This window comes from Methylobacterium terricola, from assembly GCF_006151805.1.
Lineage (GTDB): Bacteria > Pseudomonadota > Alphaproteobacteria > Rhizobiales > Beijerinckiaceae > Methylobacterium > Methylobacterium terricola.
On record NZ_VDDA01000001.1, the window covers coordinates 487649 to 499694 of the forward strand.

A 12046-nucleotide genomic window follows, 5' to 3' on the forward strand; every position below is an offset into this window, starting at 1 on the left:
CTTAGCATAGGCGTACAGATCAGGGGAAGGGCGTGCCCGAGCCCAGGGATGGAGGAGACATGGACGAAACGGACATGGACCCAGGGGCAGATGCGCGCTGGACGCTGGTCACCGGCGCGTCGAGCGGAATCGGTGTGGCGATCGCCCGGGCCTTCGCCGCGCGGGGCCGCCCGCTGGTGCTGAGCGCCCGGCGCGCGGAGTGGCTGGAGGCGCTGGCTGCCGCACTGCCGGTGCCGGTCGTCGTGGTGCCGGCCGATCTCGCGCGGCCGGACGGGCCTGAGTCCCTGCTCGCTTCGGTCGGGGCGCGGGGGATCGCCCTCCATACCCTCGTCAACAATGCGGGCTTCGGCCTGCGCGGCCGGTTCGCGACCCTGCCGGAGCGGGACCAGGCCGAGATGGTGGCGGTGAACGTCGCGGCGCCGACGGTCCTCACCCGTCGGGTCCTGCCGGGCCTGATCGCGCGGCGAAGCGGCGGCATCCTCAACGTCGCCTCGGTGGTGGGCTACCTGCCCGGGCCCAACATGGCGGCCTACTACGCCACCAAGGCCTACCTGCTCTCGCTCTCGGAAGCCCTGTACGAGGAGGCGCGGCCCCACGGCGTGACCGTCACGGCCGTCTGTCCCGGCGCCACCGCGACGGAGTTTTCGGCGAGGGCCGATGTCGGCGGCACCAAGCGCTTCACCGGGAACGTGATGACGGCGGAGGCCGTGGCCGAGGCGGCGGTCGCCGGGTACCTCGCCGGGCGGGCGGTCGTGATCCCGGGCGCGGCCAACCGGGCGGCGGTGCTCGGCGCCCGCCTGATGCCGCGCTGGCTCAGCCGAAAGGTGGCGGCTCGCCTGCAAGGATGAACGGATTCCGCCGTTTTCGGGTCATCTTCGGTTCAGTGCTCGGGGCTAGACAGGGGCGATGCGGGTTTCCCCGCCCGTTCTCACCGGGTTGCGTCGTGGCGAGAGAACAGACATCGAATCCCCGGGCCGGCGACGTGCTGGCGGTCCTTGCGCGGCAATTCCTCGCTTACGTCGGCGTGAGCCTCGCGGCGCTTGCCGTCCACTACGCCCTGCTCGCCGCCCTGGTCGAGACCGGCCGCGCCGAGCCGGTACCGGCGGCGCTGGCCGGCTACCTCGCCGGGGCAGTGGTGTCGTACGGGCTCAACCGTCGCCTGACCTATGCCAGCGATCGGCCCCATGCCGAGGCGACCTGGCGCTTCGGCGTGGTGGCGGCGATCGGCTTCGGGCTGACCTGGCTGATCATGGCCGGGCTGACCCGCGGCTTCGGCCTGCCCTACCTGGCGGCGCAGGGGCTGGCGACCGGGGTGGTGGTGTTCTGGAACTTCCTCGGCCACCGGGTCTGGACCTTCGCAGGCCGGCCGGTGGCGGTGCTGTCGGAAGAAGCGACGGGGATGCGGTGAGGCGTCGTCCGCGATTTGCCGACAGACCGGATGACGGTGTCCCGTAAGCCCCCCCGTCCCGGACGACGGAAGCGGAGCGGGAAGGCGATCCGGGACAGCGAAGGGTCGAACGACGGTTCCGCCTTCCCGTCACATCTCCATCTCCGCCGCCTCCCGCCCGACCCCTGCCCGCCCTGCCCGAACGTCCACCTGCCCCTCCCGGGCGATCGCCGCCGCGAACAGGGCGCGCAGGGTCGTCGCCAGGGTCCGGAGGTCATGGTGACGCGCGACGCGGGCGCGGCCGGTGCGGCCCATCGCGGCGAGCGTCGCGTCGTCGGCCCGCAGGATGTCGCGCAGAGCGCCGACCAGCGCCGCCCCGTCCCCCGGGGGCACGATGCGACCACAGGCGTCGTCCACCAGTTCCGGGATGCCCGCGACCGTCGTGGTCACCACCGGCCGCTCCAGGGCCAGCGCCTCGAGCAGCACGATCGGAAGCCCCTCGGCGAAGCTCGGAAGCACCAGGGCGCGGGATGCGGCGATCGCGGCGCGCACCGTCTCGCTGCTCTGCCAGCCCCTCAGCTCGATCAGGTCGCCGACGCCGTTGCGGGCGATCTCGGCCTCGATCGCCGGGCGGCTCTCGCCGTCGCCGATCAGCACGAGGCGGAACGGCGCCTCGGTGGTGCGCAGGGCCGCCACCGCCGCCGGCAGGAACACCTGCCCCTTCTGCGGGCAGAGCCGGCCGACGCAGACCAGGGTCCGGCTCATCGAGGCCGGCCGGACGGACGGCACGAATTCCGCGAGGTCGAGGCCGCAGCGCGCCACCGCGATCCGGTCGCGATACTGCGTCCCCCCGAAGCGCAGGAGCTGGGCGCGGCAGAAATGCGAGATCGCCACCGCGAAGGCGGCGCCCGAGAGCTTGACGGCGAGGCCGTCCTCCGCCGCGGTCAGGAACTCGTCGGGGCCGTGGGCGGTGAAGCTGTAGCTGGGCCCCCCCATGGTCCGGGCGATCAGCGCCACCGCGGTGGCGTTCGACGAGAAGTGGACGTGGGTGTGGGCGATGCCCTCGCGGCGCAGGGCGCGCAGGAAGTACGTTGCCTCCAGGAGATAGGCCGCGTGGCGCACCGCGCCGCCGCCGGAGCGGGCGAGCCGCGCCGCGAGCCAGGCGCCGCGAAACAACGCCGCCGGATCGGTCCCCGCCTGCCGCAGGGCCGCGAAGGCCAGCCCGAGCAGGTTGCCGCTGAGGATGTAGTGGGTGCGGGCCTGGTCGGCGATGTCGAGGGGGTCGACGAGGGGCAGGTGCCAGCGCCGGAGCGCGAACCGCCGCACCGTCACGCCCTGCGCCTCGAGGGCCGCCATCTCGCGCCGGATGAAGGTCGAGCTCGTCACCGGGGCGGTGTTGACGAGGTAGGCGACCGTCATGGCGGGCGTCATGGCAGGCGTCATGGCGTGTGGCGTGCCGGCGGTCGTGCCCACCGTCTCATGGGCGGCGGTCTCCTTCGGGACGGTCTTCATGGGCCGGCGCTCTCCCGCGTGCCGTCTCGCGCGCGGGTGGCGTCCCGCGCCGCGCGATCATGGGCTGGAAATCATGGCCAGCAGCCTAGGGGCTGCCTTCCCGCACGTGAGCGGTGGAATTCGGCGGCGGCCCCGCCCCGAAGGGCGGCCGGGTTTACGTCTTTCGGAGATCCCGGCGCCGACGATTGCGACGCTTACCCTGCGGGCGGGGGCGGATAGCCTGGATGTCGAGGCCGCCCGGTGCGGCGAAGACGTGGGTCGAGACCCGGCACGGCCATGCAGCGCCCCCTGATCATCCTCGGCACCGGCGGCAACGCCCTCGACATCCTGGACCTCGTCGAGAGCCGGCCCGGCCACGCGCCGTCGCCCTGGCGGGTGGCGGGCTTCCTCGACGATGCCCGGCCGGAGGGTGAGCGGGTCGCCGGATTGCCGGTGCTCGGACCGCTGGCGGCGGCGAGGCGCCTTGCCGAGACCGGCGACGGTGCCTTCGTCAATGCCATCGGCAGCGATGCCAGCCACCGCGAGCGGCTGCGGATCATCGCCGGGACCGGGCTCGACCGCCCGCATTTCGCCACGCTGGTTCATCCCGGCGCCGCGGTCTCGTCCCGGGTGATCGTCGGTCCCGGCAGCTGCATTCATTACGGCGCCAGCATCGGCGGCAACGTCGTGATCGGCGCGCATGTCACCATCGGGCCGGGCGCGACCGTCGGGCACGACACGGTGATCGGCGACGGGGCGGTGCTGGCGCCGGGCTGCATCGTCAGCGGCTTCGTGCGGATCGGACGGTCCTGCTACGTCGGGGCGGGCAGCGCGGTGCGCCAGCGGGTGACGATCGGCGAGCGGGCGCTCGTCGGGCTCGGGGCGGTCGTCCTGCGCGACGTGCCGGCGGGCGCGACCGTGGTCGGCAACCCCGCCCGCACCCTGCGGGCCGGAGCGTGAGCCCGATGCGCGCCCCCCGCGTCTCGGTCGTGCTGCCGCTCCGGGCGGGCTTCCCCGCCGAGCCGGCCCTCGCCTCCGTGAGGGCCCAGACCTTCGGCGATTACGAGGTCCTGGCGGTCGGGGAGGGGGCGGCCGAGGCCGCCGCCGACACCGCCGATCCGCGGGTGCGGGCGTTGCGCCTCGAGGAGGCGGGACGCAGTGCCGCCCGCAACCGCGGCGTGACCGCGGCCCGGGCCGAATGGGTGGCGTTCCTCGATCCCGGCGATGCCTGGCGGCCCGACCACCTCGCCGAGCTCGTCGCCGCGACCCGCTTCGGCGACGCCGTCGCGGTGTTCGGCAACCCGATCCGCCGGGACGGCGGCCGGCCGCTCTTACCAATGAGCGTGCCGGCTTGCCGCGTCTCCGATCCGTTCGACTTCGCGCTCCGGCTCGGCGCCGCGCCCTTCCGGGCGAGCGCCATCCTGATCGAGCGGGCGGCGGCGATCGAGGCCGGGTTGTTTCCCGCCCGCAGCGGCGGCGGTCCGGAGCTCGACCTGTGGGGCCGCCTCGCCCTGCAGGGGGACTTCCGCTACGTCGCCCGGCCGACGGTGGTGCTGGGACCGGTGGTGCCGTCGCGGGCCATGCCGGCCCCGCCGCTGCTCGCCGCGACCTTGGGCACGCTCCTCGCCGAGGGCGCGGTGCCGGCCGAGCTGGCACCCTCCGCCCGGCGCTGCCGCAACCGGCTGATGCTCGACCATGCCCGCCGCCTCGCCGATCTCGGCCGCCCGGCCGAGGCGCGGGCGGTGCTGGCGCGCGACTGCGTCCCGGGCCTCGATCCGGCGCGCTACTGCGCGGCCCTCGTCCGCACCTGGCGGGCCGGCCCCTGGCCGGCGCCGGGGGCGCTCGCCGGCTCGCCCTGACCCTTCGGCCTCGCGATCGTCCCAGCCAATCCCCAGCAAGGGTTTCTTGATGAGCCTCGTCAAGCGCGCCGTCCTGCTCGTCTCGGGCGAGCGCTACCTCGTCCTGTCGATCACCCTGGGCCAGACCGCCCTGGTCTCGCGCCTGCTCACCCCGGAGCAGGTCGGCCTGTCGATGCTCGGGGTCGCGCTGGTGCAGGTCGTCGACGGCGTGCGCGATTTCGGCACCACCAACTACATCATCCACGAGCCGACCACCTCGCAGCAGAGCGCCCGCACCGCCTTCACGGTGCTGCTCGCCCTGTCGCTGGTCTTCGCGGTCGGGCTGTTCGCCTCCGCGGGCCTGTGGGCCGATCTCTACGGCCAGCCGCTGCTCGCCTCCTACCTGCGGGTGCTGTCCTTGAGCTTCCTGCTCGTGCCGTTCTCCGGCCCGCTGATGGCGCTGATGCGCCGGGACTTCCAGTTCGCCGCCCTGATGTGGGTCAATGTCGGCACCTGCCTGACCTACGCCCTGGTGCTCGTCGCGCTGGCCGTCCTCGGCTTCGGGGCGATGAGCTTCGCCTGGGCGATGGTGGCGAGCGCCGCCGCCGCCGTCGCCTTGAGCCTCGCGGTCCGGCCGGAGCCGGGAGTGTACCGGCCGAGCCTCCAGGGCTGGCGCACGGCGCTCGCGATCGGCGGCTGCTCCAGCCTGACGACGCTGCTCAACCGCGCCTACGACCTCCTGCCGATCTTCCTGCTCGGGCGTTTCGGCGGCCCCGACCTCGTCGGCCTCTACGGCCGGGCGCAGGTCGTGAGCCAGCTTCCCGACAAGATGATCCTCGGCAGCCTCGGGGCGGTGATCCTGCCGATGTTCGCCGCCGACCGGCGCGACGGCCGCGCCCTGGCACCGGGCTACCTCGCCTCGATCGGCAACATCACCGGGGTGCTGTGGCCGGTGGCGCTGCTCCTGGCGCTCATCGCCCATCCGGTGGTGCTGGTCCTGCTCGGGTCGCAATGGCTCGCCAGCGTGCCGATCGTCCAGGTCCTGGCGCTCGCCTCGATGCTGACCTTCCCGGCGATGCTGACCTACCCGGTGCTGCTGGCGAGCGGGGGCCTGCGCGACACCCTGACGGCGAGCCTGATCGGCCTGCCGCCGAGCGCCGCCATCCTGTTCGTCTCGGCCTCCGGCGGCCCACTGGCGGTGGCGCTGAGCCAGTTCGTCACCGTGCCGCTCCAGGCCGGAATCGCCCTCTGGTTCATCCGCCGCCGGGTGCCGTTCCGCCTCACCGATTTCGCCGGCGCGCTGCGGATCAGCGCCCTCGTCACCGTCGCCACCGCCCTGCCGCCGCTCGCCGTCCTTGCGCTCTCCGGCCGGGGCTTCGTGCTCACGATCCCGGAAGGCGTGCTCGCCGGGTTCGGCGGCGCCACGGCCTGGCTCGTCGCGATGCTGGTCCTCGACCACCCGGTCGCCAGCCATGTCCGCGAGACGATCCGGCCGGTGGTGCTGGGCGTGCGGGCAAGGACGCGGGCGGTGTGGGCGGGACGGTGAGGCGTGCGCCGTCGAGCCGTCATGGACCGGCGGCAGGCCGGCGTCCCGGGACTATCGGATGACGGGACGATCGGCGCAAGGCGACGCGGACCAGCGGCAACGACGACCTCGCCCAACTCGCGCTCAGGCTGCGTGAGCGCGAGCAGGCGATGGCGAGGGCTGCCGACGCCGCGTGGGCCACCCACCCTTGCCCGGACGACGCGAACGGAGTGGAGGGAGATCCGGGAAGGGGTGGCTCACGGGAGGAATCCGGGTGCGGGCCGGAACTGATCGGACTGCAGGCGGCGCACCCGAAGACCGGCATGCCGTCCTCACGGCTCCCGGATCCCCTCATCCGCCACCTGCATCAGCGGGTACAGGAAATACGCGATCACCCGTTTCTGACCCACCCGGACCTCGCCGGCCACCGCCATGCCGGGGATCAGGCCGGCACCGTGGGGCAGCGCGCGCAACGCCGTGTCGTCGAGGCTGATGCGGGCGCGGTAGAACAGAGCCGGCGGCTGGCCTGGGCCGGGATTGCCGCGCCCCTCCGCGTCGGACGGGAAGGCGTCGCGGCTCACCGTGCGGACATGGCCCGAGACCGTGCCGTGCTTCTGGAACGGGAAGGCGTCGAGCTTGACGCGGGCGGGCTGCCCCGCCGCGACGTGGCCGATGTCGCGGGGGTGGACCATCACCTCGGCCTCCAGCGGGCTGCCCGCCGGCACCAGGGTGAACAATGGCTCGGCCTGCTTCGCCACCGAGCCGGCGCCGCGCTGGGCGATGTCGAGGACGATGCCGTCGGCCGGCGCCGTCAGCGTCACGAGCTGGCGGCGCAGGGTCGCCTTGCGCAGCTCTTCCGCCGCCACCGTGCGCTTCTCGCGGGCCTCGACCAGCGCTTCGAGCACGGTGCGGCCGGTCTCGTCGAGGAAGGCCTGGCGCTGGGCGGTGGCCTTGGCGAGGTCGTGGCGCGCTTCCACCTGCGCGCCACGGGTGCGCACCAGCGAGGATTCGACGTCGAGGCGGGCGTCGCGGGTCTGGAGCAGGTTGAGCTTCGAGCCGATCTGCTGTTCGAGCAGCGTCGTGCGCATGCCCTCGATCTCGCGCAAGCCATCGAGGCGGGCGAGCAGCACGCTCTCCTCGCGGCGGTTGCGGTCGAGGCTCGACTGCGCCCGGGCCAGCTCCTCGTCGAGGCCGCGCAGGCGGCTCTCGCGCAGGGCCTTGCGCTGGCGGGCGAGGCGGGATTCGAGCGCCTGTTCCGGCCGGGCCATGTCGAAGGCGGCCTCGCGCTCGTCGAACTCGGCCTCGAGCCGGGCCACCAGGGCCTCCGCCGCGGCGAGCCGGGCGGTGAGCTGCTGCACGTCGGCCTCGCTGAAGGTCGGGTCGAGGACGGCCAATGTCTCGCCGGCCTTGACCGACTGGCCGACCGCGACGGCGATCGCGCGGATCGAGGCCGTCTCCAGCGGCTGGACGACGATGTTCGGCACCGTGGTCACGAGCCGGCCCCGCGCGCTCGCGATCTCGTCGATCTCCGACAGGCACGACCAGGCCACCCCGGTCGCCAGCAGGGCGGCGACGGCATAGAGCGTCGCCCGGGCGACCCGCGGCGGTGCCCGCTCCTCGACCGCCAGCGCGTCGGGCTGGAACTCCGAGACCACGGCCGGCCGGCGCCGGGAAGGCAGGACCACGACCTCGCCGCGGGGCGGGGCCTTGGGGGCGGCGGCCGGGTCCGAGCCCGGCACGGAGGCGAGGGGCGGCCGGGCCGCGTCGTCAGGCTTTGGGGCGCTCATGCGGCCTGCCTCGTCTGCTGGTTCCACAGGTGGCGGTAGGTCGTGCACGAGGTCAGCAGCTGGTCGTGGCGCCCGGTCGCGACGAGGCGCCCGCCGTCGATCACCAGGATCGCGTGGGCATCGACCAGGGTGGCGAGGCGGTGCGAAACGATCAGCACCGTGCGGCCCCGGGCGATGCGGCGCAGGTTGCGCCGGATGATCGCTTCGCTGTCGGGATCGAGGGCGCTCGTCGCCTCGTCGAGGATCAGCAGCCGCGGATCCGTCACGAGCGCCCGCGCGATGGCGAGGCGCTGGCGCTGGCCGCCCGAGAGATTGGAGGCGTTCTCCTCCAGCATCGTCTCGAAGCCGCGCGGCAGGCGCTCGATGAACTCGTCGGCTCCGGCGGCGCGGGCGGCCTCGGCGATCTCCTCGAAGCTCGCCGAGGGCTTGGCCGCCGCGATGTTCTCCCGCACCGTGCCGCGGAACAGGAAGCTGTCCTGGAGCACCACGCCGACCTGGCGGCGCAGATGAGCGAGGTCGATCTCGCGGATGTCGTGCCCATCGATCCGCACCAGTCCCTGCTGGACCGAATAGAGGCGCTGGATCAGCCGGGTGATGGTGGTCTTGCCCGAGCCGCTGCGCCCCACCACCCCGACGATGCTGCCGGCCTCGAGCGTGAACGACACCGCATCGAGGGCGGGCGGCCGGTCCGGCCCGTAGGCGAAGCGCACGTCCTCGAAGGTGATCTCGCCGCGCAGCGGCGGGCACAGGCCGCGGGAGGGCCCCTCGGATTCGGGTGCCCGGTTCATCACCTCGCCGAGCATCCGCACCGAGAGCGCGACCTCCTGGTACTCGTGCGCCATGGTGAGCATCTGGACGAGCGGGCCCGAGACCCGGCCGGCCAGCATGTTGAAGGCGACGAGGGCGCCGACGGTCATCGAGCGGTCGAACACGTCGAGCGCGCCGAGGCCGATGATCGCGACGGATGTGAGCTTCTCCAGCAGCCCCGTGACGGCCTGCGCGATGGCCGAGATCCGCTCGACGCCGTAGCGCATCTGCACGGCCTGCGCCGAGGCATCCTCCCACTGGCGGCCCTGCAGCGGCTCCATCGCCAGGGACTTGATCGTGCGCATGCCCTGGACCGATTCGACGAGCAGGGCCTGGCGCTCGCCCTCGGCGTCGTAGAGCGCCTGGAGCCGGCGCCGGAACGGCCCGATCAGCCCGGCGATGGTGAGGGCGACGAGGCCGGTGAAGGCCAGCACCACCAGCGTCAGCTTCGGGCTGTAGAGCAGCAGCACCGGCACGAAGACCAGGAGCGAGCAGGCGTCGAGCGCCGTGGTGAGCAGCCGCCCGGTCAGGAACTCGCGCACCCGCGAGGCCTGCTGCATGTGCTTGACCAGGATGCCCGCCGGCACCTGCTCGAAATGCGCGAGCGGCAGGCCGAGAAGGTGGGCGAAGGTCTTCACCGCGACCCGGATGTCGATGCGGTTCGAGGCGTAGAGCAGCAGGTAGCGCCGCAGGTAAGTGAAGCAGGCCTCGAACACCAGGGCCAGCACCACGCCGCCGGCGAGCACGGTGAGCGTCGCGTAGGATTCGTGGGTCAGCACCCGGTCGATGACGAGCTGCGAGAACAGCGGCACCGCGAGGCCCACCGCGTAGAGCGCGAGCGCCGCCACGATCACGTCGGAGAACAGCCGGCGCTGGCGCAGGATCTCCGGCACGAACCACAGGAGCCCGAACGGCCGGCGGCCGTCGGCGGTGCGGCGCCGGGCCGTCGGCCGCAGCAGCAGCATCTCGCCGGCCCAGGCGGCGCAGAAGGCCGGCTCGTCGAGCAGGAACGGTTCGAGCCGCGCGGCCTTGGGGTCGAACACGATCAGGCGCGGCGCCTCCGCCTGCCGGTCGGCGCCCGTGACGACGACCCAGTTGCCGTTCCGCAGGCGCGCGAGCGCCGGGAAGGCACCGCCGAGATCGGTGAGGCTCGCGAAGGACAGGCGGGTCCGGCCGGCCCGCAGGCCGACCTCCCGCGCCATCCGGGTCAGCCGCGACGGCGAGACCGCCTCGTCCCCGGTCGCGTAGGCATGGGCGAGGCGATCGGGGTCGAGGTCGACGCCGTGGTGGCGCGCGACGGCGACGAGGCAGTGCAGTCCGGTGTCCACGGCGGCGCCCAAGGTCTTCAGGGTTCAGGAGAAGTTCGGCGAGGTGTTGCGCCCCGGGCGGGCGCCGGCGAAGGGCACCGCCTCTCGCGGGGCGAGACCCGGCCCGGCCTGCCCCGGGCTGATGACGCCGGATTCGATCAGGCTGTTCTTGACCTGCTGCATCAGGTCGGCGGCGTTGGCGAAGGCGTCGGCCGGCAGGATCAGGCGCTGGCGCACCACCGGCACCGGGTTGCCGTGGGCGTCGCGCTCGGAGGGCGACAGGCTCATCAGGTCGACCCGGACGATCGAGCCGGTGACGGTGATCTCGCTGATGCCGTCGGTGTAGGATTCGTGGATCATTGTCTATCTCCCCTGTGCGATGGTCATGCCTGGCTGTCGTCTTGTCCCGCCAATTTCCAGCCGTGGTCTCAGGATGAGTTGCGGGTGGGATGACGACGTGGTTACGCGGCCGCCGACGGATTGAACACGACATCCACCCAGTAATTCGTCTTGTTGTAGGTGTTGGTCGGGAACAGGCTGGTGCTGCCATAGGCATAGACGCCATTGGCCGTGGACGGCGCAGTCAGCGGCCCGCTCGTCACCGCGTTGGCGAAGCCGTTGGCGGTCTGCGAGTAGCGGCCGGCATTGGTGTGGTAGGACGCCGTGTAGGTCGCGCCCGGGGTCAGCGTGACCGGGTTCGAGAAGGTGGCGGTCTGCCAGCCGCTGGCAGATTCGTTGGTGAAGGTCGCGGTCGCGAGCTTCTGGCCGCTGCTCGACCACAGCGTCCCGGTATGGGTGCCGGTATCCTGCGTGCCCTTGTAGAACTTGACCGCGCTCACCGAGCCGGCGGTCGAGGCCTGGAACTGCACCCCGAGTTCGACCGCGTTCGGGTCGTTGGTGTTGGTCGCCGCCGGGGTCGCCGAGGACGAGAACAGGCTGAAGGCGCTGGTGCTCGGCGCCGAAACCGTCAGCGCCACGCTGGCCGACGACGTGCCGCCGCGCCCGTCCGAGATCGCGTAGGTGAAGCCGGCCGCGCCCGTGTAGTTGGCGGTCGGCGTGAAGGTGATGGTGGAGTTGGTGGTGTTGAGCGCGACGGTGCCGTTGGTGGCGCCGCTCACGCCCGTCACCGTCAGGGTGTCGCCGTTCGGGTCGGTGTCGTTGGCCAGCAGCGTCGCGGTGGCGAAGGTCACGGCACTGTTGCGAGTCACCGCCGGGCCGGTGTCGTTGACCGCATTCGGCGCCTGGTTGGCGGCGCTGCCGTTGGGATTGAAGACGACGTCGACCCAGTAATTGGTGTTCTGGTAGGTGCTGGTGGGGAACAGGCTGGCACTGCCATAGGCGTAGACGCCGTTGCCGGAGGATGGCGCGGTCAGCGGCCCGTTCGTCACCGCGGTCGAGAAGCCGTTGGCGGTCGTCGAATAGCGGCCGGTATTGCTGTGGTAGGACGCCGTGTAGGTCGCCCCCGGCGTGAGCGTGACCGGGTTCGAGAAGGTGGCGGTCTGCCAGCCGCTAGCGGTCTCGTTGGTGAAGGTCGCGGTCGCCAGCGCCTGGCCGCTGCTCGACCACAGCGTCCCGGTATGGGTGCCGGTATCCTGCGTGCCCTTGTAGAACTTGATCGCGCTCACCGTGCCGGCGGACGAGCTCTGGAACTTCACCCCGAGTTCGGCCGAGTTGCCGTCATTGGCATTGGTCGCGGCCGGGGTCGCCGAGGACGAGAACAGGCTGACCGGGCCGGTGCCGGGGGCCGAGACGGTGAGGGCCACGGTGGCCGAGGCGGTGCCGCCGCGCCCGTCCGAGATCGCGTAGGTGAAGCCGGCCGCGCCCGTGTAGTTGGCGGTCGGCGTGAAGGTGATGGTGGAGTTGGTGGTGTTGAGCGCGACGGTGCCGTTGGTGGCGCCGCTCAC

General features: G+C 72.7%; 10 protein-coding genes. 5 read left to right on the forward strand and 5 right to left on the reverse strand.

Annotated features, from left to right (window positions below; genetic code table 11):
- The first annotated feature begins 74 nt into the window (after positions 1–74).
- Together FF100_RS02175 and FF100_RS02180 are read left to right on the forward strand one after the other, a co-directional pair.
- Positions 75–848 carry an SDR family NAD(P)-dependent oxidoreductase gene (locus tag FF100_RS02175; RefSeq protein ID WP_139033911.1) on the forward strand — a complete coding sequence of 258 codons (774 nt, stop codon included), beginning with the start codon at positions 75–77 and terminating at the stop codon, positions 846–848.
- A 95-nt stretch (positions 849–943) separates the two neighbouring features.
- Positions 944–1408, forward strand: a complete 465-nt coding sequence (locus tag FF100_RS02180) for a GtrA family protein (RefSeq protein WP_246101873.1) — start codon at positions 944–946, stop codon at positions 1406–1408.
- Positions 1409–1537: 129 nt separating this feature from the next.
- Here the strand turns inward: FF100_RS02180 and FF100_RS02185 are convergent, their stop codons facing one another.
- Positions 1538–2899 carry a glycosyltransferase family 4 protein gene (locus FF100_RS02185; RefSeq protein ID WP_205824733.1) on the reverse strand — a complete coding sequence of 454 codons (1362 nt, stop codon included), beginning with the start codon at positions 2897–2899 and terminating at the stop codon, positions 1538–1540.
- 276 nt (positions 2900–3175) lie between these two features.
- Here FF100_RS02185 and FF100_RS02190 point away from each other — a divergent pair, with 276 nt between their 5' ends.
- From FF100_RS02190 to FF100_RS02200, 3 genes are read left to right on the forward strand one after another with little or no spacing between them, the layout of a single operon-like run.
- Complete coding sequence (locus FF100_RS02190; RefSeq protein ID WP_139033913.1) at positions 3176–3838, forward strand: NeuD/PglB/VioB family sugar acetyltransferase; 663 nt, start codon at positions 3176–3178, stop codon at positions 3836–3838.
- Positions 3839–3843: 5 nt separating this feature from the next.
- Positions 3844–4737: a glycosyltransferase family 2 protein gene (locus tag FF100_RS37540; RefSeq protein WP_139033914.1), complete on the forward strand. Its 894-nt coding sequence runs from the start codon at positions 3844–3846 to the stop codon at positions 4735–4737.
- A 49-nt stretch (positions 4738–4786) separates the two neighbouring features.
- Positions 4787–6262: an oligosaccharide flippase family protein gene (locus tag FF100_RS02200; RefSeq protein ID WP_171070016.1), complete on the forward strand. Its 1476-nt coding sequence runs from the start codon at positions 4787–4789 to the stop codon at positions 6260–6262.
- Between the two features lie 311 nt (positions 6263–6573).
- Here the strand turns inward: FF100_RS02200 and FF100_RS02205 are convergent, their stop codons facing one another.
- From FF100_RS02205 to FF100_RS02220, 4 genes are all read right to left on the reverse strand, one after another.
- Positions 6574–8028 (reverse strand): HlyD family type I secretion periplasmic adaptor subunit, encoded by a 1455-nt coding sequence (locus tag FF100_RS02205; RefSeq protein WP_246101874.1) that lies wholly within the window; start codon positions 8026–8028, stop codon positions 6574–6576.
- Entirely contained in the window at positions 8025–10175 is a 2151-nt protein-coding gene (locus FF100_RS02210) for a peptidase domain-containing ABC transporter (RefSeq protein WP_139033916.1), read from the reverse strand. Before FF100_RS02210 ends, FF100_RS02205 begins: the two co-directional genes overlap by 4 nt.
- 12 nt (positions 10176–10187) lie before the next feature.
- Positions 10188–10502, reverse strand: a complete 315-nt coding sequence (locus tag FF100_RS02215; RefSeq protein WP_139033917.1) for a hypothetical protein — start codon at positions 10500–10502, stop codon at positions 10188–10190.
- 101 nt (positions 10503–10603) lie between these two features.
- Positions 10604–12046, reverse strand: a 1443-nt coding sequence (locus FF100_RS02220; RefSeq protein WP_171070017.1) for a DUF4082 domain-containing protein, incomplete at its 5' end; no start/stop codon positions are given.